Annotated in this window: 15 protein-coding genes; 6 read left to right on the top strand and 9 right to left on the bottom strand. The window is 59.6% G+C overall.

Annotation, left to right across the window (positions count from 1 at the left end; all coding sequences use genetic code 11):
• Positions 1-4: 4 nt before the first annotated feature.
• The 4 genes from pheA to mtnA form a co-directional block, all read right to left on the bottom strand.
• The gene (gene pheA / locus HU811_RS04215) at positions 5-1,099 is read right to left on the bottom strand and encodes a prephenate dehydratase (protein WP_003199233.1); all 1,095 of its coding nucleotides are present in this window, start codon (positions 1,097-1,099) and stop codon (positions 5-7) included.
• Positions 1,099-2,184 carry a 3-phosphoserine/phosphohydroxythreonine transaminase gene (gene serC, locus HU811_RS04210; protein ID WP_076385786.1) on the bottom strand — a complete coding sequence of 362 codons (1,086 nt, stop codon included), beginning with the start codon at positions 2,182-2,184 and terminating at the stop codon, positions 1,099-1,101. Before serC ends, pheA begins: the two co-directional genes overlap by 1 nt.
• A 233-nt stretch (positions 2,185-2,417) precedes the next feature.
• Positions 2,418-5,081 carry a DNA gyrase subunit A gene (gene gyrA / locus HU811_RS04205; RefSeq protein ID WP_047226307.1) on the bottom strand — a complete coding sequence of 888 codons (2,664 nt, stop codon included), beginning with the start codon at positions 5,079-5,081 and terminating at the stop codon, positions 2,418-2,420.
• Positions 5,082-5,527: 446 nt separating this feature from the next.
• Complete coding sequence (gene mtnA / locus HU811_RS04200) at positions 5,528-6,604, bottom strand: S-methyl-5-thioribose-1-phosphate isomerase (protein ID WP_092397633.1); 1,077 nt, start codon at positions 6,602-6,604, stop codon at positions 5,528-5,530.
• A gap of 106 nt (positions 6,605-6,710) precedes the next feature.
• Here mtnA and HU811_RS04195 point away from each other — a divergent pair, with 106 nt between their 5' ends.
• From HU811_RS04195 to HU811_RS04175, 5 genes are all read left to right on the top strand, one after another.
• The gene (locus HU811_RS04195; RefSeq protein ID WP_186654186.1) at positions 6,711-8,042 is read left to right on the top strand and encodes a TRZ/ATZ family hydrolase; all 1,332 of its coding nucleotides are present in this window, start codon (positions 6,711-6,713) and stop codon (positions 8,040-8,042) included.
• Between the two features lie 61 nt (positions 8,043-8,103).
• On the top strand, positions 8,104-8,802 hold the full coding sequence (gene ubiG, locus HU811_RS04190) for a bifunctional 2-polyprenyl-6-hydroxyphenol methylase/3-demethylubiquinol 3-O-methyltransferase UbiG (protein WP_047226304.1): 699 nt from the start codon (positions 8,104-8,106) through the stop codon (positions 8,800-8,802).
• 4 nt (positions 8,803-8,806) lie between these two features.
• A complete protein-coding gene (gene mupP, locus HU811_RS04185) occupies positions 8,807-9,478 on the top strand; it encodes an N-acetylmuramic acid 6-phosphate phosphatase MupP (RefSeq protein WP_047226303.1) in 672 nt (223 codons plus the stop codon).
• Positions 9,479-9,670: 192 nt separating this feature from the next.
• Positions 9,671-10,411 carry a YciK family oxidoreductase gene (locus HU811_RS04180; RefSeq protein ID WP_186654184.1) on the top strand — a complete coding sequence of 247 codons (741 nt, stop codon included), beginning with the start codon at positions 9,671-9,673 and terminating at the stop codon, positions 10,409-10,411.
• 362 nt (positions 10,412-10,773) lie between these two features.
• Positions 10,774-11,700: a GGDEF domain-containing protein gene (locus HU811_RS04175; protein ID WP_092397627.1), complete on the top strand. Its 927-nt coding sequence runs from the start codon at positions 10,774-10,776 to the stop codon at positions 11,698-11,700.
• A 278-nt stretch (positions 11,701-11,978) separates the two neighbouring features.
• Here HU811_RS04175 and HU811_RS04170 read toward each other — a convergent pair whose 3' ends face one another.
• A complete protein-coding gene (locus HU811_RS04170) occupies positions 11,979-12,749 on the bottom strand; it encodes an iron-containing redox enzyme family protein (protein ID WP_189673988.1) in 771 nt (256 codons plus the stop codon).
• 79 nt (positions 12,750-12,828) lie between these two features.
• Positions 12,829-15,288, bottom strand: a complete 2,460-nt coding sequence (locus HU811_RS04165) for an EAL domain-containing protein (RefSeq protein WP_186654246.1) — start codon at positions 15,286-15,288, stop codon at positions 12,829-12,831.
• A 300-nt stretch (positions 15,289-15,588) separates the two neighbouring features.
• Here HU811_RS04165 and HU811_RS04160 point away from each other — a divergent pair, with 300 nt between their 5' ends.
• Positions 15,589-20,253 carry a deaminase domain-containing protein gene (locus HU811_RS04160; RefSeq protein ID WP_186654178.1) on the top strand — a complete coding sequence of 1,555 codons (4,665 nt, stop codon included), beginning with the start codon at positions 15,589-15,591 and terminating at the stop codon, positions 20,251-20,253.
• A gap of 10 nt (positions 20,254-20,263) precedes the next feature.
• Here HU811_RS04160 and HU811_RS04155 read toward each other — a convergent pair whose 3' ends face one another.
• The 3 genes from HU811_RS04155 to trhO are packed head-to-tail and all read right to left on the bottom strand — an operon-like array spanning position 20,264 to position 23,654.
• Positions 20,264-22,081, bottom strand: coding sequence for an ABC transporter ATP-binding protein (locus HU811_RS04155; RefSeq protein ID WP_186654175.1), 1,818 nt, complete (start codon positions 22,079-22,081; stop codon positions 20,264-20,266).
• A complete protein-coding gene (locus HU811_RS04150) occupies positions 22,074-22,676 on the bottom strand; it encodes a DsbA family protein (RefSeq protein WP_171061403.1) in 603 nt (200 codons plus the stop codon). The genes HU811_RS04155 and HU811_RS04150 overlap by 8 nt, the downstream gene beginning before the upstream one ends.
• A 36-nt stretch (positions 22,677-22,712) precedes the next feature.
• The gene (gene trhO, locus HU811_RS04145) at positions 22,713-23,654 is read right to left on the bottom strand and encodes an oxygen-dependent tRNA uridine(34) hydroxylase TrhO (RefSeq protein ID WP_092458466.1); all 942 of its coding nucleotides are present in this window, start codon (positions 23,652-23,654) and stop codon (positions 22,713-22,715) included.
• Between the last annotated feature and the right edge of the window lie 176 nt (positions 23,655-23,830).

Genomic DNA, 23,830 nt, shown 5'->3' with positions numbered 1-23,830 from the left:
GCCCTTAAAGAACTGCTTTGGGGTAGGAACCCAGCACCTTGAGTGCCACTGCTTCCTGACTGATTTTTTCCAGCACACCTTTTACCAGCGGATCGCGGTGGTGGCCGACAAAATCGATGAAAAACACGTAGGTCCATTTACCGCTGCGCGACGGACGGGTCTCGATCCGTGTCAGATCGATACCATTGTCATGGAACGGCACCAGCAGCTCATGGAGCGCGCCAGGCTTGTTGCTCATGGAGACGATGATTGATGTCTTGTCGTCGCCGGTGGGCGGCACTTCCTGGCTGCCAATCATCAGGAATCGCGTGGAGTTGTCCGGACGATCCTCGATTTTTTCCGCCAGGCGGGTCAGGCCATAGAGGCCGGCCGCCATGTCGCCGGCGATTGCCGCCGAGTTCCACTCACCCTTGACCCGCTTGGCCGCCTCGGCGTTGCTCGACACCGCCACACGCTCGACATTCGGATAATGGGCGTCCAGCCACTTGCGGCACTGGGCCAGGGACTGGGCGTGGGAATAGATCCGGCTGATGCTGTCGGTCTTGGTGTTCTCGCCCACCAGCAGGTGATGGTGGATGCGCAGCTCGACTTCGCCGCAGATCACCATGTCGTGCTCAAGGAAACTGTCCAGCGTGTGGTTGACCGCGCCTTCGGTGGAGTTTTCCACCGGCACCACGCCGAAGTTCACCGCGCCCGCCGCCACTTCACGGAAGACTTCGTCGATGGCCGCCATTGGCTTGCTGATCACGGCGTGGCCGAAATGCTTCATGGCGGCAGCCTGGGTGAAGGTGCCTTCAGGGCCCAGGTAAGCGACTTTCAAAGGCTGCTCAAGGGCCAGGCACGAAGACATGATCTCGCGGAACAACCGCGCCATTTCTTCATTGCCCAGAGGCCCCTTGTTGCGCTCCATGACGCGCTTGAGGACCTGCGCCTCACGTTCCGGGCGATAGAACACCGGCACTTCGCCTTCGGCCAGGGAGGCCATTTTCACCCGCGCCACTTCCTGGGCGCAGCGCGCGCGCTCGCTGATCAGTTCCAGGACCTTTTCGTCCAGGGCATCGATGCGCAGGCGCAGCGCCTTGAGTTCTTGCTCAGACATCAACCATGTTCCTTCTCGAACTCTGCCATGTAGGAAATCAGCGCATTGACCGCGTTGATATCGACGGCGTTGTAGATGGAAGCGCGCATGCCGCCGACCGAACGGTGGCCCTTGAGGTTCAGCAGCCCGCGCTCGTCGGCACCGGCCAGGAACGGTTTGTCGAGACGGTCGTCGGCCAGGCGGAACGGTACGTTCATCCACGAACGATCGGTCTTGTTGATCGGGTTGCTGTAGAGGCCGCTGGCATCAATGAAGTCATAGAGCGTGCGCTGCTTCACTTCGTTGAGCTTGCCGATGGCCTCGACACCGCCCTGCTCTTTCAGCCATTCGAATACCAGGCCGGACAGGTACCAGGCCAGGGTCGGCGGGGTGTTGTACATCGAGCCGTTGTCGGCCGCGACCTTGTAGTTGAGCATGGTCGGGCACAAGGAACGGGCGCGTCCCAGCAGGTCTTCGCGAATGATGCTGACCAGGATGCCGCTCGGGCCGATGTTCTTCTGCGCGCCGGCGTAGATCATGCCGAAACGGGAGATGTCCACAGGGCGCGACAGGATATCCGAAGACATGTCAGCCACCAGGGGCACGTCGCCGGTTTCCGGGATCCAGTTGAATTCCAGGCCGCCGATGGTTTCGTTCGGCGCATAGTGAACGTAGGCCGCGTCCTTGGACAGGTTCCACTCGTTCTGGCCGGGAATGGCGAAATAGTCGTAGGGCTTGGCGGTGGCCGCGACATTGACGTGGCCGTAGCGCGAAGCTTCTTCGATGGCTTTCTGCGACCAGATCCCGGTGTCGATGTAGTCAGCCTTGCCGCTTTCAGGCAGCAGGTTCAGCGGAATCTGCGCAAATTGCTGGCTGGCGCCGCCCTGCAGGAACAGCACCTTGTAGTTGGAGGGGATGTTCAGCAGATCACGCAAATCCTGCTCAGCCTTGGTGGCAATGGACACGAACTCATCGCTGCGATGGCTCATTTCCATGACAGACAGGCCCTTGCCATGCCAGTCGAGAAGTTCACCTTGGGCACGCTTCAGGACCGCTTCAGGAAGCGCCGCCGGGCCGGCACAGAAGTTATAGGCTCTCTTGCTCACATCCAATCTCGCTCTGATCTGGTGGTCACATCAATCTTCAATCAACACATGACCCAAATGTGGGAGCGAGCCTGCTCGCGATAGCGATGTAACAGTCAGCATCCATGTTGAATGTCAGTCCGTCATCGCGAGCAGGCTCGCTCCCACAGTTGCGCGTCATGTGCAGTGTCACAAATTTTCAAACGGGACAAACAACAAGGGGGCGAATCTTCATCCGCCCCCTGCATGCCCGCTTAGTCCTGCGGTTCTTCTTCGTCTGCGGCAGCGTCGAGCGGTTGGTCGCCGGTCATGTCGTCAACGTCGGTAGCAAGAGTACCGTCGAACGCCACGCCCTCCTCGCCTTCCAGCTCCTCGCCTTCGACTTCCGATGGCTCCTGCACCCGCTCAAGCCCGACCAGCGTTTCATCGCTGGCCAGCTTGATCAGCGTCACGCCCTGGGTGTTACGCCCCAGGCTCGACACTTCGGCCACCCGCGTGCGCACCAGGGTGCCCTGGTCGGAGATCAACATGATCTCCTCGCCATCGAGCACCTGGACAGCGCCGACCAGTCGACCGTTACGGTCGTTGCTGACCATGGCGATCACGCCCTGGCCGCCACGCTTGTACTCAGGGAACTCGCTGATAGCCGTGCGCTTGCCATAACCACGCGCCGATGCGGTGAGGATCTGGCTGCCTTCTTCGGGGATCAGCATGGAAATCAGCTTCTGGCCTTCCGGCAGGCGCATGCCGCGCACACCACGGGCGGTACGGCCCATGGCGCGAACGTCGGACTCCTTGAAGCGAGTGACCTTGCCGCCGTCGGAGAACAGCATGACTTCACGCTCGCCATCGGTGATGGCAGCGGAAATCAGCACGTCACCTTCGTCCAGCTCCAGAGCGATCAGGCCGACACTGCGCTGACGACTAAAGGATTCCAGCGGAGTCTTCTTCACGGTGCCCTTGGCGGTGGCCATGAAGATGTAGTGACCTTCGGTGTATTCCTCCACCGGCAGCATGGTGGTGATGTATTCATCACTGTCCAGCGGCAGCAGGTTGACCAGCGGACGACCACGGGCGGCACGAGACGCTTCGGGGATTTCGTAGGTCTTGAGCCAGTACACCTTGCCCTTGCTGGAGAACAGCAACAGCGTGGTATGGCTGTTGGCAACCAGCAGGTGAGCGATGTAGTCCTCGTCCTTGACGCCTGTGGCCGACTTGCCTTTGCCGCCGCGACGCTGGGCCTGGTAGGCGGCCAGCGGCTGGGTCTTGGCGTAGCCGCCGTGGGAAATGGTCACCACGCGCTCTTCTTCCGGGATCATGTCACCCAGGGTCAGGTCCAGGCGCGCATCGAGAATCTCGGTGCGGCGCACGTCGCCGTATTCGGCGCGGATCACTTCCAGTTCTTCGCGGATCACTTCCATCAGGCGCGTGGCGCTGTTGAGGATGCGGATCAGCTCGCCGATCTGGTTGAGGATTTCCTGGTATTCAGCCAGCAGCTTCTCGTGTTCCAGGCCGGTCAGGCGGTGCAGACGCAGCTCCAGGATGGCTTGCGCCTGTTCCGGGGACAGGAAGTACTTGCCGTCGCGCAGGCCGTATTGCGGGTCGAGGTTTTCCGGACGGCACGAATCGGCGCCGGCACGCTCGACCATCGCCACGACGGCGGTGGATTCCCAAGGCGTGCTGATCAGCGCTTCCTTGGCTTCCGACGGTGTTGGCGAGGCCTTGATCAGGGCGATGACCGGGTCGATGTTCGACAGGGCAACGGCCTGACCTTCGAGGATATGACCGCGCTCGCGGGCTTTGCGCAGTTCGAACACGGTGCGACGGGTGACCACTTCGCGACGGTGACGCACGAAGGCTTCCAGCAGGTCCTTGAGGTTCAGGATCCGCGGACGGCCGTCGATCAGCGCGACAATGTTGATGCCGAACACCGCTTGCAGCTGGGTCTGGGCGTAGAGGTTGTTGAGAATCACCTCAGGCACTTCGCCACGACGCAGCTCGATCACAACGCGCATGCCGTCCTTGTCGGACTCGTCACGCAGCTCGGTGATGCCTTCAAGCTTCTTCTCTTTCACCAGCTCGGCGATCTTCTCGATCAGACGGGCCTTGTTCAGCTGATACGGAAGCTCGGTGATGACGATCTGCTGGCGGCCACCGACCTTGTCGATGTCTTCGATGGTCGAGCGGGCGCGCATGTAAATGCGACCACGGCCGGTGCGGTAGGCTTCGATGATGCCGGCGCGACCGTTGATGATCGCGGCGGTCGGGAAGTCCGGACCGGGGATGTACTGCATCAGCTCATCGACGGTCAGCTCGGGATTGTCGATGAGGGCCAGGCAACCGTCGATGACTTCACCGAGGTTGTGCGGCGGGATGTTGGTCGCCATGCCCACGGCGATACCGCTGGAGCCGTTGACCAGCAGGTTCGGGATACGGGTCGGCATGACCGCCGGGATCATTTCGGTGCCGTCGTAGTTCGGCACCCAGTCCACGGTTTCTTTATGCAGGTCAGCCAGCAGTTCGTGGGCCAGCTTGGTCATGCGCACTTCGGTGTATCGCATGGCCGCAGCGTTGTCGCCGTCCACGGAACCGAAGTTGCCCTGGCCGTCTACCAGCAAGTAGCGCAGGGAGAAGGGCTGGGCCATCCGGACGATGGTGTCGTACACGGCGGTGTCACCGTGGGGGTGATACTTACCGATCACGTCACCGACGACACGGGCTGATTTCTTGTACGGCTTGTTGAAGTCGTTGCCCAGCTCGCTCATCGCGAACAGCACGCGCCGGTGCACGGGCTTCAAGCCATCGCGCGCATCCGGCAGCGCCCGCCCGACGATTACGCTCATTGCGTAGTCGAGGTAGGACTGTTTCAGCTCGTCTTCGATATTGACCGGGAGGATTTCTTTGGCCAGTTCGCCCATGAGAAGCCTGATTCCTTTTTCTGGTGAAACCTCGTCACATCCAGATGGGACGAACGAAGCTCGCCGCTGCAGAACAAGTGCCATGCAGCGACTTACGACAAATCAACGAGTTATGCCATGGATCTGCGCAGTAAAGGCTACCTCGCGAGGCAGCCCTGGAAACCGCCGGATGTTATCACAAGAGCCGCCACGCACCTATCCCCCTGATGCGCATGGAGCATAGTTAGTTGACCGGTGACAGGCTGATATGGGACGAGAGGGGCTTAGAGGCTTGCTGAAAGCAGATTTGAGGTGCAATTCAGGCTCATTTGCTGACTTTAGGGCTTCATCGCGAGCAGGCTCGCTCCCACAGGGGATCTGCGTATGCCGAAGATTTCGGTCACAACACCGATCCAATGTGGGAGCGAGCCTGCTCGCGATAGCGGCAGATCCGACACTCAAAGCCTTCAGTGCAACCGCTTGCGACACATCAACTGCGCCATCTTCGCCGTATCCGGGCGCTCGACGATGCCTTTCTCGGTGACAATGGCGTCGATCAGGTCCGCCGGGGTGACGTCGAACACCGGGTTGAAGGCATCCACATCCGCCCCGACCCGCTTGCCGCCAACCTCCAGCAGTTCGCGCCCGTCGCGCTCTTCAATCGGAATGTCTTCGCCGCTGGCCAGGTTCATGTCGATGGTCGAACTGGGCGCCACCACCATGAAGCGCACGCCATGGTGCATGGCGCAGACCGCCAGTTGATAGGTGCCGATCTTGTTCGCCACATCGCCGTTGGCGGTAATGCGGTCGGCGCCGACGATCACCCAGGTCACGCCCTTGGTTTTCATGATGTGGGCGGCGGCAGAGTCAGCGTTAAGGGTCACCGGGATGCCCTCATTGGCCAATTCCCACGCGGTGAGGCGCGAGCCTTGTAGCCACGGACGGGTTTCGTCGGCATACACGCGCTCGACCATGCCCTCAAGGAACGCCCCCCGGATCACCCCAAGGGCCGTGCCGAAGCCACCGGTAGCCAGGGCGCCGGTATTGCAATGAGTCAGGATGGCCTGGGCGTTGCCTTGATGCTTGCGGATCAGATCGACCCCCAACTGCGCCATGGTCAGGTTGGCTTCGCGGTCGCTTTCATGGATTGCGATGGCTTCGGCCTCAAGGGCCGCCAGCGGTTCGGCATGCTCTTTCAAGCGTCCCAGCCGGTCGCGCATCCGGTCCAACGCCCAGAACAGGTTCACCGCCGTCGGCCGGGAGTCGGCCAGCAAGGCAAAATCGGCTTCCAACGCTGTTTGCCAGTCGCCACCCTCGGCCAAGCGCGCCCGCGCTGCCAGCACCACGCCATAGGCCGCGCTGATGCCGATGGCCGGCGCGCCCCGCACCACCATCGAGCGAATAGCCTCGGCCACGCCAGCCGCCGTGGTATAGGCGATCCAGGTTTCCTCGAACGGCAAAATACGCTGATCCAACAGATAGAGGGCGCCATCACGCCAATCGATGGCCTTCACCTTCTCCGCTGCCAACAGTCGATCGCGCATCCCACACCCCGCACTCATGAACAAAAGCCGCCGATTATAGCGATCCCTCCGCGAAGACGCTCGGGTATACTTCGCCATCCCTTATACGCCATGGAACCGTTCCACGATGCCCAAGCCTGCCGTTGCGCTCGACTTATTACTGCTACCGACCTGGTTGGTGCCTGTCGAACCCGCCGGCGTCGTGCTCAAGGAGCATGGCCTGGGCATCCGCGACGGCTGCATCGTGTTCATCGGCCCACGGGCAGAAGCCCTGAAATGTGATGCAACCGAGGTCCGCGAACTGCCGGGCATGCTGCTCAGCCCCGGATTGATCAACGCCCACGGCCATGCGGCGATGACCCTGTTCCGCGGGCTGGCCGACGATCTGCCCTTGATGACCTGGCTTGAACAACACATCTGGCCGGCCGAGGGTAAATGGGTCGATGAAGATTTTGTCCGCGACGGCACCGACCTGGCGATCGCCGAGCAGCTCAAGGGCGGCATCACATGTTTCTCGGACATGTATTTTTACCCCAAGGTTGCCAGCGAGCGTGTGCATAACAGCGGTATCCGCGCACAAATCGCCATTCCGATCCTCGATTTTCCGATCCCCGGTGCCGCCAGCGCCGACGATGCCATTCGTCAGGGCATCGAATTGTTTGGCGACCTCAAACACCATCCACGGATCAAAGTGGCATTCGGCCCCCATGCGCCCTACACCGTCGGCGACGAGAACCTGGAAAAAATCCGAGTGATCGCCGAAGAACTGGACGCGGCCATTCATATGCATGTTCACGAAACCGCCTTCGAAGTACAGCAGGCTGTGGATAACACCGGTGAGCGACCGATGGCCCGGCTGGGACGACTGGGCCTGCTGGGGCCGCGCTTTCAGGCGGTACACATGACTCAGGTCAGCGATGAAGACCAGGCTTTGCTGGTAGAAAGCAACTGCAGCGTGATCCACTGCCCGGAATCGAACATGAAGCTGGCCAGCGGTTTCTGCCCGGTGGAGCGCTTGTGGCAGGCCGGGGTCAATGTCGCGGTCGGCACTGACGGGGCGGCGAGCAACAACGATCTGGACCTGTTGGGCGAGACGCGTACCGCCGCGTTGCTGGCCAAGGCCGTCGCCGGTTCGGCCACGGCCCTGGACGCCCACCGGGCGTTGCGCATGGCCACGCTCAATGGCGCCCGGGCACTGGGCATCGAAGCGACCGTCGGCTCGCTGGAAGTCGGCAAGGCCGCCGACCTGGTGGCCTTTGACTTGTCGGGGCTGGCCCAGCAGCCGGTCTATGACCCGGTGTCGCAACTGATCTACGCCACCGGTCGCGACTGCGTGAAACATCTGTGGGTGGCCGGCAAGCCCTTGCTTGAGGACGGCCGCCTGACCCGTCTGGACGAATCGCAGCTCAGTGCCACGGCGCAAGCATGGGGTCGTCGCATCAGCGGCCACAACGAATAACCAGACCCCTTGAGCCACGGTTCGGGGCCTACGATTTTTCAAGTTTTTCGAGGATCTGCACATGAGCAACGTCGACCACGCCGAAATCGCCAAATTCGAAGCCCTGGCCCATCGCTGGTGGGACCGTGAAAGCGAATTCAAACCGCTGCACGATATCAACCCGCTGCGGGTCAACTGGATTGACGAGCGCGTCAGCCTGGCTGGCAAGAAGGTGCTCGATGTCGGCTGCGGCGGCGGCATCCTCAGCGAAGCCATGGCCCAGCGCGGAGCGACGGTGATGGGCATCGACATGGGTGAAGCACCGCTGGCGGTCGCGCAACTGCATCAACTGGAATCCGGCGTCAGCGTGGAATACCGGCAGACCACCGCCGAAGCCCTGGCCGAGGAAATGCCCGAACAGTTCGATGTGGTCACGTGCCTGGAGATGCTCGAACACGTACCGGATCCATCATCGGTCATCCGCGCGTGCTTTCGCATGGTCAAGCCCGGTGGGCAGGTGTTCTTCTCCACCATCAACCGCAATCCGAAGGCCTACCTGTTCGCCATCATCGGCGCCGAATACATCATGAAGCTGTTGCCACGCGGCACTCACGACTTCAAGAAATTCATCCGGCCTTCGGAGCTGGGGGCCTGGAGCCGCATGGCCGGGCTGACCGTCAAGGACATCATCGGCCTGACGTACAACCCCCTGACCAAGCACTACAAGCTGGCCGCCGACGTTGATGTCAATTACATGATCCAGACCTTGCGCGAGGAGTAAGTCGATGCGTCTCAAAGCGGTTCTCTTCGACATGGACGGCACGCTGCTCGACACCGCGCCGGACTTCATCGCCATCTGCCAGGCCATGCGTGCCGACCGCGGCCTGCCTCCCATGAACACGCAGCATATTCGCGACGAGATTTCCGGCGGCGCCCGGGCGATGGTCGCGGTGACCTTTTCCATGGACCCGGAGTCGCCAGGTTTCGAGGAACTACGCCAGGAATTCCTCGACCGTTACCTCAAGGGTTGCGCGGTCCACAGCCACCTGTTTGACGGCATGGCCCAGGTGCTGGCCGACATTGAAGCGGCCAACCTGATCTGGGGGGTGGTCACCAACAAACCGGTGCGCTTTGCCGAGCCGATCATGCAGCAACTGGGCCTGGCCGAACGCTCGAAAGTGTTGATCTGCCCCGACCATGTAAAGAACAGCAAGCCGGACCCCGAACCGCTGACCCTGGCGTGCAAGATGCTCGACCTGGATCCGGCCAGCGTATTGTTCGTGGGCGACGACCTGCGGGACATCGAGTCTGGCCGCAGCGCCGGCACCCGGACGTGCGCGGTGACCTATGGCTACATTCACCCGGACGACAACCCGAACCATTGGGGCGCGGATGTGGTGATCGATCACCCCTCGGCGCTGCGTGAAGTGCTGGATAACGCATTGTGCAGTTGTTGAGCTGACCGAATCGGCGCTACCGCTCTTGTGGCGAGGGAGCTCGCTCCCGCTGGATCGCGAAGCGGTCCCTGATTCAGTTGACGACGGCTTCGCCGCCGAGCGGGAGCAAGCTCCCTCGCCACAAAAAGCTCACTCGCCATGACAGTTCTGTGCCACAGGAACCGTGCTGCTTTTAATTGTTGAGGTTTTTTTATGTTTGAGTATTCCGCCCGCCCCGACCTGCTCAATGGCCGGGTCATCCTGGTCACCGGCGCAGGTCGCGGCATCGGCGCCGCAGCCGCCAAGGCCTATGCCGCCCACGGCGCTACTGTATTGCTGCTGGGCAAGACCGAAGCCAACCTGACCCAGGTCTACGATGAAATCGAAGCGGCCGGGCATCCACAGCCGGCGGTGATCCCGTTCAATCTCGAAACCGCCCTGCCGCATCAGTACGATGAACTGGCGGCGATGATTGAAACCGAATTCGGCCATCTGGACGGCCTGCTGCACAACGCCTCGATCATCGGCCCGCGTACGCCGCTGGAGCAGTTGTCCGGCGAGAACTTCATGCGGGTGATGCAGGTGAACGTCAACGCCATGTTCATGCTCACCAGCACCTTGCTGCCGCTGCTCAAGCTGTCCAAGGACGCCTCCGTGGTGTTCACCTCCAGCAGCGTCGGGCGTAAGGGACGGGCTTACTGGGGCGCTTATGGCGTCTCCAAGTTCGCCACCGAGGGGCTGATGCAAACCCTGGCCGATGAAGTCGATACCGTCGCACCGGTGCGCGCCAACAGCATCAACCCCGGCGCCACCCGCACCAGCATGCGCGCCCAGGCCTACCCGGGGGAAAACCCGCTCAACAACCCTACACCTGAAGAAATCATGCCGGTTTACCTGTACCTGATGGGACCGGATAGCACCGGTGTCAACGGCCAGGCATTCAACGCGCAGTAACCACTCGCCTTGACGTCGCGTCGGTTTACCGTCGCGACGTCCCTGCCCCCCCATACGTAGCCAGGCGAACCGCCAAGCCCCTGTCACCCAGTGACGACAGGGGCTTGGCGAACCCGGATCAATCCATTGATTCCTAACCGGTTTTTATTCTACTGAACCGAATGGCACGACTTTCGCTCTAAAGATCCTCAAACACGCCATGTTCGGCGGGAATGGATGTTGAGATGAGACTTATGCCTGCCAGGTAAAGCGGACTAAACTCAAATCAGATGTCCTACGGGACTGAAGGACCAGTACGACGCGCCGCCCAAAGCCGCCTCGCCCAACCTGTCAGGACAGATTCGCTTAGGGGCCCACGCCATATGAAAACGCCAACCCAGATCAACGCGATTGATTTCGACAGCGCCAAACTGCAGCGCCTGGGCTTTGGCCAGCCATCACCGCTGGTGGCACGCTCTGTCAATCTTTCGCAGTTGCGTCAGCAGCTGAGCCAGCAATTGCAGACCAGCCTGGAGCCGCAACGGATCCTGGGGCTGTTTTTCCGTGAAGTTCAGCGGCTGGTGCCGCTGGACGCACTGATCTACCGCCACAGCCCCAGCGATCTGCGTCTGGAGCTGGGGCAACGCGGGCATCACACCCTCACCTATAACCTCAGCCATGAAGGCGAGTATCTGGGCGAGCTGGTGTTTCGCCGTAACCAGCGCTTCACCGAGACCGAACAGGCCGACCTTGAGTCCGTGTTGTCGACGCTGCTGTTTCCATTGCGCAATGCGCTGCTCTACCGCGCCGCGACCCAAAGCGCCCTGCGTGACCCACTGACCGGCACGGGCAATCGCATCGCCATGGACCAGACGCTGATCCGTGAAGTTGATATGGCCAAGCGTCATTTGCAACCGCTGTCACTGTTGATGCTGGACATCGATCATTTCAAGCGCGTCAACGACATTCATGGGCACGGCATCGGCGATGAGGTATTGAAGGGCGTGGCCGAGGCCATCAAGAATCAGCTGCGCAATGTGGACATGGTGTTCAGGTTCGGTGGCGAAGAATTCCTGATTCTGCTCTCGAACACCAGCCGGGATGCCGCGGCCATGGTCGGAGAACGGCTGCGTCATGCCGCCCAGGCGCAGGATTATTTTGCCGCAGGGACGCGGATCGAACTGACGGTGAGCCTGGGTTGCGCGACCCTGCTGCCGGGTGAGTCAGTCGAAAGCCTGCTGCGCAGGGCCGACAACGCGTTGTACGTGGCCAAGCGCGAGGGCCGTAACCGGCTGGCGATGGCGGGGTGAAAACCAGCAATTACAGATTTTGTGAACACCGTCGAAAAATGTGGGAGCGGGCTTGCTCGCGAAGATGTCGGTAAATTAAAGATCTTTACAACTGACCCTCCGCTTTCGCGAGCAAGCCCGCTCCCACAGGGGTTGAAGGTGGGTTGGAGCCAGCGCTCACCCAAAACAATTGTGGGAGCGAGCTTGCTCGCGATGGCGATCAAGCAGTCAACCTCCCCGTTGACTGTCGTGACACCTTCGCGAGCAGGCTCGCTCCCACATGGGTTGGCTATCGGGTATCAGCTCCCGGCCAGCGCCAGACGCTCACGGGTCGGTGAGGTTTTCCCCACGGACTCCGATTGCTCCAGTTGCATGCAGCGTTCCAGGAAGAGGTACATGTAGTCGTAGCTCTTGCAGACAGCTTGGCGCAGCTCGGTCTGCAGAGCCTTGCTCGGGTTCATGCCCGCCAGGGTGCAGATGATTTCCAGGGCTTCCCAGGGATGGGCATCATCGTACTGGGCGTGCATCTTCAGCCACTTCATGGCTCGCTTGCGGTCTTCCTCGGCGAAAGCCGCCGCGTAGACGCCACTGGAACACACCAGTGCCGACCACTCCCCGGTTGCCCCCTCGATGGCATAGTTGGTCGCGGCGATCGCCACGATCAGCGAGTCCGAAGAACTCGTATGCCAGCACCAGTGGCTCAGCGCATGAAGTTCGGGTGGCACTTGCTGCGCTTGCAGGTCCTCCAGGGTCACGCCATGGGCGGCGCTCCAGTTGACCCAGTAATCGGCATGGTTGAGTTCGACACGAATGTTACGCATCAGCCAGCGACGCGCCATATCCTCGCCGGGGTGGCGGGCAAAGCGTGTCTTGGTGAGGTTCTGTGCCATGTATAAAGCGAACTGTTCAACGACCGGCCAACCACCAATAAGGTAGTGGCGCATGGTCTTGGCGCTGAGCTTGTTATCGCGCATGCGTTGATACAGCTCGTGTTCGACAACCCGGCGTTTGCTCTCGCTGCAATCGGTAATGAGCTGTTGTGCCCATTTCGGATAGCTTGTGGCGTCCATGAGCGGGCCTGTTCGGTTGAATGTGTCGATCACTGTCGGGCTCCTTTTGATTGTGATTTTTTCCGGATCAACAAGAGGTTCAGCGGAACGTGCCGGGGGCCTTGAATAACAGCGGCTGCGGCCGGGCCGGCCTACATTGCAACGTATCACAGGTAAACAATTGCGGGCGTTCAATCACATACCCTTGAGCGTAATCCACCCCGATCTCCAGCAACGCCTGCTCGATCTGGGCAGTTTCAACAAACTCGGCAATCGTGCGCTTACCCATGACGTGGCCGATGTGATTGATCACCTCGACCATTGCACGGTTAATCGGGTCGTCCAGCATATCCTTTACGAAACTCCCGTCGATCTTCAGGAAGTCTACAGGTAAATGTTTCAGGTAAGCGAATGAAGACATTCCGGCACAAAAGTCATCCAGCGAGAAGTAGCAACCCAAGCTCTTGAGTTCATTGATAAAGCGGATGGCGCTGCCCAAATTTGAAATAGCACTCGTCTCTGTTATTTCAAAACAAATCATTTCTGGTGGAATCGAGTAGGCCGCAAACTGTTTACGCAGGAAATCAAGGAATGCCTGATCTCCGATAGTTGTGCCTGACAGATTAATCGCACACATGGCCATCGGTCCCTGCCGCGAATCGTTCAGGCACTGACGGATGATCTTGAAGACATTTTCCACCACCCAACGATCCAGAGACGTCATCAAGCCATAGCGTTCCGCAGCGGGAATGAAGCTGTCCGGCAGGATCATCCTTCCGGCTTCGTCATGCAGGCGCAACAGAATCTCGATATGCCCGCCGCCATGGTCGCCCGGCCCCAGCGCGGCGATTTCCTGGGCATAAAGACAGAAGCGATTCTCCTCCAGGGCCATGTGCAGGCGCTGGACCCACGCCATCTCGCCAAAGCGCAGGGACAGTTCCGAGTCGTCGGCGTGATAGACCTGGACCCGGTTACGGCCCTTTTCCTTGGCCATGTAACAGGCCATATCAGCAGCGCGCAGGGACGCCTCCAGCGTCATTGGGCTCTGGGCGATATGCACCAGGCCAATGCTCACCGTGGTTACGAATGGACGGCCCTTCCAGACAAAGTGCAGGTTCTGTACGGTCTGGCGCAAGCCGTCGGCGATCTTTTCCGCGGCCTCCGGCGAGCAGTTCTCCAGCAGAATACCGAACTCATCGCCCCCCAATCGGGCCAGGGTGTCGTTTTCCCGCAATCCCGATTGCAGCAACGCGCAAATATGACGCAACAATTCGTCACCCGCCGCATGACCACAGGTGTCATTGACCAGCTTGAACTGGTCCAGGTCGAGGAACATCAATGCATGACGCCCCACCTGGCGCGTCAGATTGTGCAAGGCTTGTTCAAGGCGATACTCAAATTCCCGGCGATTGGCCAGGCCGGTCAGGGCATCGTGGGTGGCCTGCCATGACAGGTTGGCGATGTACTGGCGTTCCTGGGTCATGTCGTGCAACACCAGCACCGCTCCGCTGACCTTGCCGGCATGGCGGATCGGCGCGCCCACCAGGGTGACGGACACCGTGCTGCCATCCAGGCGCTGGATCAACTTGGAATGCTCGCTGCCGCCACCGAGCCGGCCGCTGAGAATATGTTCGATCAGGGTCAGCCCCTCACTCTGGGCGTTGTCATCGAGCAAATTGAACAGGGCGGCCAGAGGCAGTCCCGTGGCGTGCTCGGCCTTCCAGTGAGTCATCGCTTCGGCGGCGGGATTCATGTAGGCGATTGCCCCTTCCACATCGGTGGTGATCACGCCATCGCCAATGGACTGCAAGGTGATCTGCGCCCGCTCCTTTTCCAGTTGCAAGGCGTTGGCGAAGCCCTGCCGCTGGGCCAGCAGTTTATGCGTGCGCAACAGCGCCAGCACGATCAATCCCAGGGCCGTAGCGAAGTTGGTCACCAGCAACAGGCGCAGGATGAAGCGCGAACCCTCTCCCAGCGCATCGCTGAAAGCTTTGGCTGCCGGGGTGACGGAATCGTTGATGGCAAAGATTTTCGCCTTCCAGCCGCGAATATCGGCCTCAGACGCCTGACCTGCGGAAATCCGGCTGTGCATCTGGCGGGCGACGTCATCCAGTTCAATCAGGTAGCCGTCGCCCACCGTCCAGAGATCGATAGCCTCTTCCAGGTAACTGAAGTGCCGAAAATTCAGGTAGAGCCAGATCAGACTGGACACGTCGTCCGGGTGGTTGCCGCCCTTGAGGATTCCCGCCCGTGCCGCCTCCAGATCCGGCGGCTGACGGTCCAGGGCCACCCGCAGCTCATGCCCGCCCTCAGGTACGGCGATAGCCCGCTGATACTTTTGAAAGATTGTTTCGTCGCGACTGTCGGCATAAAGATTGAGGTAGTAAATGGCGTCTTTCTGGCCCTTGGACCAAAGGCTTTCCCCCGCCACGTAGCCGCGCACCGCAGACAACACGTAAAGACTGACACCCCCCAACAATGCCTGAAACAGGACGACGGCGATAAAAGGCCAGACGATGCCCAACAACCGGGGGGTTCCGAGAGTCCGCGCTTGAGTCATGAGATCCCTTGCATAGGCGTAGGCGATCAGCATTCAGACCGCTCATTCCCGCAAGACTAGGAGGCGTAGCAGCTCCCCGCAAGAGGCCGGACACTATTTGACACCCCATGCCCTTGGATGCCTGGGACAAGAGGGGCGATAAAACCCTGGTAATTGCCAAACACCGTTACAACTTTCCTGCCCGCCATACCTATCTACCACCCCGGGTTTGCCTGGACTGTTTTGATACGGACCTTCTCTAGACCTTGCACTTTATCGAGGCATGTAGAGAAACGTTCGTTAATCACTAGGAACCTCCATATGCAATCTACCGCCGCCCCCGGCCTTTCAACGAGCCTGAGCCCGACACCCTCTTATGCCGAAAAACATCAGGGTTTGCTGGGCGATTACGAGGCCATGTTATCGCTCGTTCGAAACCATCAGACACCGCTGCTGACGTTGGCCGACAGTCTGGTCAAGCCCAGGCTTTGTTCACCCATGGCGTTGGAAAATGAAACCGGACAACGAGCATTGCACACGCTCATCCAGGACAAAAACTATCAGGCGTTGTGCAAAACGCTGAGCGCCCCTCATTACCACTTGATCGTCACTTTAAAAGACGGCAAAGCCATCTACGAGACACTTTCAAGGAACAGAGAAACCACCATTCAGATTCCACTGAACAACGCTCCCTCTTGGAACGGCCTGCGTGCACAGGTTGAAAAAACTGCTCGACTATTGGGTGGGCAAATTCGTTTCGACGGCCAAGTAACATTTGCACAAATGACCTGGTTTTACGGTATTACCCCCTGCAATCCGCAAAACACCGAGCAACGCAACGCCACGATAAATGCGCTGGAAGAGAAACGCGCTCACCACACGCTGGGACTTGGACATGGAATAAACATCGACGCCTTGAGCCCCCACACTGAAAACCTGATCACTGACACAGTACGTCAATTCCTGCCTACGCCGCACACCCCATTGCTGGCCTACCTCGGCGCTTTGGATATCGACACATTGACGACGACGCAAATCCGGGCGAAGCCTTCGGCGTATCTGGACGCTATTGTGCAATCGACGAACGCCCGGAAACTGGCAACCAGGTTATTGCAAGCGCTGGGCTGGTTCGGCGGCAGACCCGGTGAGGACACGGCTGCGGGGATATGCGCCAAGTTGCTCGCCCACGCCATTCGTCTTTGGCTCGAAAACGGCCAAAACAAGAGCCCGGACAGTATCGCCGGTTACCCGTGGCAACATTCGTCCAACTGGGGGAAAAGCTATGGGCAGATTCGGGCCGAGTTCGAGGCGCATCTGCTGTCTTCAAAACGCGCCGCGACAGTGAACGAATCCATTCTGCTTGCGTGTCTTTATCAACCCTTGTTCCCGCCACACTTCCAGATTCGCGATATACCGTCGCAGCTGCCTTATCGAAGCTCCACCGTCTGGGTGAATTTTGCCCATGGTGTGTATCTTGCTGACGCGATCGACCCGACGTTGCTGCAAAGACTGAGTTTCCAGCAACTGGTCGACTTCCCTGGCCAATACGCCAGTGAAGCCACGGCTGATGACCTGAAACTGGTCACCCTGACAAGGTTGAAACCCATGCTGGAATGGGCCGTGACAAACGGCCTGGTTGCCCATAAGGCCGACGGGCACTACACCCTGCCGGAGATACAAACTGCTGTAGAAAAGCTTGACTTCACCATCGATAGCTTGACCCGGGCGGTCAACTGGCTGGATAGCCGCCCCCCCGAGAGGCTGAACATTGCCAGGCTTAAAATGGCGAAGCTCTTCGCAGACGGCCGGTTCGTGACGGATGGCAGGAAGCTGGTGAAAGAGGCCAGCACGTATGCCGCCCCCGTGACTCGACTCAGTGGCCCCATTGGAAGACTCGCCCCCCAAACCTACACATTCGCGGATGTGTATGCATCCGGCCAACTCACCGAACATAAATGGTTCGTCACCCGGCCCGATGGAAAAGTCATCACCGATGTCTGGTTCAGGATCGACCACGATGCAACCCTACAGACTAACTTTGCCGGGCCCGGTTTTACCGCCATTCCCCAGCAGAACCGAACGCTCCCCGATATCGAGCAAACGTTCAAAACCCATTTCGACATCTACCTCAGCTTCATCAGAAGCGCCTATCGCACGTTAATCATCCATCTGCTCGCATCACTGCCCCTGGCTGATCGCCAAGCCCTGGAGCAGGGCGTGATAAAGGTCTACAGCCTCAGAAAAGAAACCACGGGCATTGAAGCCAGCAATGAAACCGAAGATAAGACACTGCCCCTGCGCGCGCGTAATGGCTTCATTCTGGAAACGACGAGCCAGCGCAAAACCTCGTACTACGAACTGCTCCCGCGGGCTGGGGTGATCCGCCCACGACCGGATATTGAGCCACACCATCTCGGCGCAGAGCGCAAAATCGAACACTGGAGAGTCAGCCGCGGCTCAGCGGTGAGTGTGGATGTTCTTCGCCATAAAACCCTTCCGTTCGATTGGGATGCCCATGTAAACGGCACTGTCCCCGGCGCTCACGCAGAATGCCAAGCCATCTTGGACCCGCTTGGCGTCACGTTCGGTGAATCGAATATTAGCGACACCGACCATAGCCTACCGCGGACATTGGAATCGAAAATCACCTTGGACGTGGCCTGCTACATTGCCGAGAAGCTGCTTTTCGTTGACGAAAAACAGCTCTACGACCGTTGTTATGGCGAAACTGAATTCGACCGTCAAAAGGCCAAGCGTGAAAAAACCCTGGAAATCATAAAAATGTTTGTGCCCTTCTGGGGCAGTATCGAAGACCTGGCTTCGGGAGACCGTGATCGCCTGGTGAGTGGAGCCTTTGGCCTGTTCACTGATTTTGTTGTCTTCGCCCGGCCCATCGGCAAGTTTGCCTCAGGCTCGCTGAAGTTGGTCAGCGCCGCGGGCAAGTTGAGCATTGGCAAAGCGCTGCCTGCCTTTGCAACGCTCACAGGTAGTTTGCTCAACGCCACCCTGAACCCGCTCGACGGCATTGCCTCCTTGCTGCGAGCAGGCAGCCAGAGCGTGTACCGGTTCGGCAAAAAGGGTTACCTCAGTCTCAAGACATTGTCCGGGCGCGCCGGCCAATACGATTTCGTCCAAGGCATGAGTCAGGTCACGGATCCGGGCCGCTGGCGTCCACTGACAATCAATGACCAATTGAGCACGGTGCGCGGCATTGACGATGTTCCTGTGCGCAACACCGCAGCCACAGGCAGCGCTGATTACCGGTTGATTGACCCTTTATCGTCCCGGCCCTACGGCCCTGAACTGGGCGCTGAAGTGTCACCGGGCCGCTCCCACTTCAGCACGCGAGCCCAAACCGATAGCGAAGTCCTTGTCGAGTTGCCAGAAAATGCCCGCGTACGAGAGGTGCTTGAAGTCGATGGCGGCCGCCTCTTTTATGTGGATGACGTGCCCTATCGTTTGAAGGCGGGAACCCTGCGCCGCATCAGCCACACGGATGACAGCCCCCCCTTGAGGAAACTTGCGTGCCGTGTCCGGCGTGCGCCAGACGAGGTGTGCAAGACCCGTTATATATTGCCGGACCAGCCTGCCGAGCGCCCACCCGCGGGCGAGTTCAGCACCGAGTTAAGCTGGGCGCCCTGGTTTGGTGACGCGATTTTCTATCCCTCCACGCCCAAGCATCCCAACGATCGCGCCCTGCTCGCCTTCGAAGGGAAAATCTATGAACTCAAGGACGGCAAGCTCAACACCTACAAAGGCAAACCGCAATGGATCGGTCTCTCCAGCAGAGTCCCCATCCCCAGAGAAACCATTACGGCGACCCTGGAATTTCAAACCGGCCTTTACGGCAGCATCAAAGTAACCGGTTCGGCAGAAAAAATTGACGATATCCATCAAACCGGCGCGCTCATCATTCCCTCGATCGATGAGCACTTCACGTACATATTCACCCGCTTGAACACGGATGATTATTACATGACCCGATTGCTCTCCACTGAGAGTGTCGAGTCTCCTCTGAGCCTGAAAAGGCTTGGTCCAAACGACCTGACGCCCGGCTCTTTGGGAGAAGAGCTGCAACGGGTTTATATCGGTTCGCTGAATGCCAACAATGCCGCGCGAATCTACGGAAGAGACCAGGTCGAACGGGCACTGGACAAGATCGATGAAATTTCGATCCCCATTGGCGCACCGAGTCATCCGCCCTCCAATATGAAGTGGCTGAAAGTCAGTACCTACCCCGCCGAGGCGGTGTTATTCGATCGTCGCACCAGAATGATTGTCTCTGATTTACCTAACGGGGCAGCCGTGTGGCAACCCACCACACAAGCACCCGAAGCCATACAGAAATCAACCGCAAACATCTTCAACGCGCTTTTTACATCCCCCTCCATTGCAGGCCCGTCTCAATCAACCGGCCGAACGGTGACCATCCATGACGCCATGCAGGAACTGCAAAAAACCCTTCCAACCAAGAACCAAAAAAACATAGCTTTTGCCGACGTCATCACGGCAGCAGGAAACAACGAAATATATGTCAGCGTTTCCGGAATCGAGGACTACACCCGGCACCTGCCCCTGTTCAAATCCCACAGCGGCCATACGCAAGTCACCTTCAAAGACGCCACTTACTTTAATGTTGATGGCATCCGGAACGCGATTGACCCTGCGTCCCTCACCCTGAGCGCCGATGGGAAATTGCTGGCGATCCCTCATCTGATGGACGCTCCGGGCACTTCGGACAGGCTCAGTCGAGTGACCTCCGCAGACAGTGAAAGCAAGCTGATTGCCTACATCAGCGAAAAGTATCCAAACCCTGAAGACATCAAGTCGATCACGCTTGCCACCACCCTGCCTCCTTGCGAATCCTGCGCGATTGTCATGAAGGAGTTCGGTCATGAGCGCGGAGCCGATGCGTTGAACGTCATATGGGGACAGCGCCGTAAGCGTCCGGCAACTGAAATGAGTTCTTCAACCGAATCCGATTGATCCCCGGCGATCAATGCTGCTGCAGATGCCCGTAGAGCTTGGCGTATAACCCCCCGTCAGCAATCAGTTGCTGATGGTCGCCATCCTCGGCGATTTGTCCGCCGTCGAACACCAGCACCCGGTCGGCCTGCTTCACGGCCGACAACCGGTGCGCGATGATCAAGGTGGTGCGGTTGCTCAAGAACCGCGCCAGCGCCTGGTGCAGGTTGTACTCGGTGGCGGCGTCCAGCGCGGACGTGGCCTCGTCGAGGATCACCACCTTGGGCTCGGCCAGCACCATCCGGGCAATGGCCAGGCGCTGGCGCTGCCCGCCGGACAGACGCACGCCGGAACGCCCGACGATGCTGTCCAGGCCGTTGGGTAAACTCAGGATCGTCTGGTGCAGTTGGGCGATTTCCAGCGCTTGCCAGCAGGCCTCGTCCGTGCGCTCGCGACCCATGGTCAGGTTGGCCCGCACCGTGTCGTTGAACAGCGCGGGATGCTGCAGGACCACCGCAACATTGTCGCGCACGGTTTCCAGGCCGATTTCCTGCTGAGTCGAACCGCCGAAACGGATGGTCCCGGCCAGCGGCGTGTACAGCCCCAACAGCAACTGGACCAAGGTACTTTTGCCACCCCCGCTGGCGCCGACAATCGCGACTTTTTCACCGGGGGCAATCGACAGATTCATCTGGTTCAGCACCAGTTCGTCGCCGTAGCCGAAACTCAGCCCCTGAACTTCGATACCCACGGTGTCGCGTCCCTGGAACGGGTTAACACTGCCGGTGTATTGCGGTTCGTCGGCACGGGCCAGCAACTCGTTGATCCGCGACAATGCGCCCCCGGCGGCATAAAACGCGTACTGCAGATTGAGCAGTTGCTCCACCGGTCCGATCATGAACCACAGGTAGCTGAACACCGCCAGCATCTGGCCGATGGAGAGGTCGGAGAACAGGACGGTGAGCATCGCCGCTGCGCGAAAAATATCGATACCAAACTGAAACAGCAAACCGCTGGCGCGGTTCGAGGCATCGGTTTTCCACTGTGAGCTCACTGCGTAGTCACGGACCTCCCTGGCCCGCGTCCCCAATCGACCAAGGAAATAACCCTGACGGTTACCGGCACGCACCTCCTGGATAGCATCCAGGGTTTCGGTCAGGGCCTGGGTGAAGCGCGAGGTGCTGTCGTTCTCGAGCTTCTTGAGATGCTTGACCCGTTTGCCCAACTGCACCGTGGCGTAGATCACCAACGGGTTGAACAACAGGATCAGCAGCGCCAGTTGCCAGTGCATCCACACCAGAATGCCGGCAGTGCCCACCAGTGTCAGCATCGCCACCAGGAAACGACTGAGGGTTTCGCCGACGAATTTATCCAGGGTGTCCAGATCGGTGACCAGGTGCGTGGTCACGGTACCGCTGCCCAGGCTTTCGTACTCGCCCAGGGAAATACGTTTGAGCCGTTCGATCAACCGGACGCGAATGCGATAAACGATGTCCTTGGCCAGCCTGGCGAACAATCGCGCCTGCAGCACGTTGAACAGCAAAGCGCCGCATCGCAGGACCAAGGTCACCACCAGCATCAGGCCAATATAACCGGCCGCGCTTTGCCAGCCGCTCGGCAACGCATGGTTCATGACCTTCAATGCCGCGTCGCCCTGGCCCAGCAGCACTTCGTCCACCAGCAGCGGCAACAGCAGCGGGATGGGTACGCTGCACAGCGTCGCCAGCACGGCCACGCCGTTGGCGATCCACAGGGCTTTCTTGTGTTTAAGGGCCAGACGGCGGATTTCGGCCCAGCTCAAGCGGTCGACGCGTGGCGCAAGGGATACGTCATCCGCCCGGTCAGGCACAGGCCGCGCGCTCCAGCCAGCGGCCCAGCAGTGGCGACAACTGGCTCAGGGGCTGGTAGCCATTGGTAAGCAAGGCCAATTGACCGTCACGTTCGGCCAACAGCGTAGGAAAACCGGCGATGCCAAGATCCTGCACCCAAGTGAAATCTGCAGCAGTGGCCGCATGTTGCTCGGCGCGGTCAAATGCTGCGGCGAACTCGATGCGTGGCAGTCCGGCCTGTTCGGCCAGTTCCACCAGGACGCTGGCGTGGGTCACATCACGACCCTCGACATAAAACGCCTGCTGGATCAGCTTCAACAGCTTCCACGCCAGGTCCGGCGCCAGGCCACGGGCCGTCACCAGTGCCCGGCAGGCCGGTTCGGTGTCATAGACAAAACCGTCCGGCAACGCACCTTCAAGCTTGAACGTCTGGCCGGTGGCCTGGGTGACGGCCTGCCAATGCTCGAGGATATAACGTCGGGTGGTCGGCTCCAGGGCCGAACCGCTGCCGGTGCGCAAACCGCCCACCACCAGGTGCAGTTCTACCCCGGCGGCCTGCGCCTGCTCGACCAGTGCCTCGGCAACCGGCGCAAAACCCCAGCACCAGGAACACATCGGGTCCATCACATAGAGCAGGCGTGGCGCCATGGTTCAAGCCTCGGAAGGTGATTGCTTATAGTTGTAGCCGATCGGATGCGGCATGTTGCGGGCCTTGGCCAGTTCGATCTGCTTTTGCCGGTCGATGGCGCTGCGCCGGGTCTTTTCGCTCAGCTTATCCCAGCAATGCGGGCAACTGATGCCTGGCACGTAGTGCTCCGAAGCGCGGTCTTCTACGCTCACCGGTGTACGACAGGCATGACACTGATCGTAGTCGCCTTCGCTAAGGTCATGGCGGACGGTCACGCGGTTATCGAACACGAAGCAGTCGCCGCGCCATTTGGTTTCTTCCTGCGGCACCTCTTCAAGGTACTTCAGGATGCCGCCCTTGAGGTGATAGACCTCGTCGAAACCCTGGCCGAGCATGTAACTGGAGGCTTTTTCGCAGCGAATGCCACCGGTGCAGAACATCGCGACCTTCTTGTGCCGGGCCGGATCGAAATGGGCTTTGATGTACTCGGGGAACTCGCGAAAGCTGGTGGTCTTGGGGTCGATCGCGCCTTCAAAGGTGCCGATGGACACTTCGTAGTCGTTGCGGGTGTCGATCAGCAAGACTTCCGGGTCGCTGATCAGCGCATTCCAGTCCTGCGGTTCGACATAAGTGCCCACCTGTTTGTTGGGGTCCACGCCTTCGACGCCGAGGGTGACGATTTCCTTCTTAAGCTTGACCTTGGTGCGGTAGAACGGTTGCTCGTCGCAATACGACTCTTTGTGATCGATGTCGATCATGCGTGGGTCGTTCTTGAGCCAGGCCAACAAACCGTCGATGCCTTCGCGGGTGCCGGAAACGGTGCCGTTGATGCCTTCTTCGGCGATCAGCAGCGTGCCTTTGATGCCGTTGTCGAGCATGGCCTTGAGCAGTGGCTCACGCAGCTCGACGTAATCTTCAAGGGTGACGAACTTATACAGTGCCGCCACGACAATGGATGGTGTCATGGGTATTTCTCCAGGTGGCTACCCTCGCAAAGGGTGAACCGGATGCGAAAAAAAACGCGCCCTGTTAGGCGCGTGGCGGATTCTAACAAAAAACACGTGGGTTGCAGGACTGCAATCAAGGCCGGATGTGGCCCATTGGGTTGCGCCCTGTAGGAGCTGACGAGTGCAACGAGGCT

The organism is Pseudomonas tehranensis (genome assembly GCF_014268615.1).
In the GTDB taxonomy this organism is placed as follows: domain Bacteria; phylum Pseudomonadota; class Gammaproteobacteria; order Pseudomonadales; family Pseudomonadaceae; genus Aquipseudomonas; species Aquipseudomonas tehranensis.
This window is presented reverse-complemented; position numbering and strand designations above follow the sequence as displayed.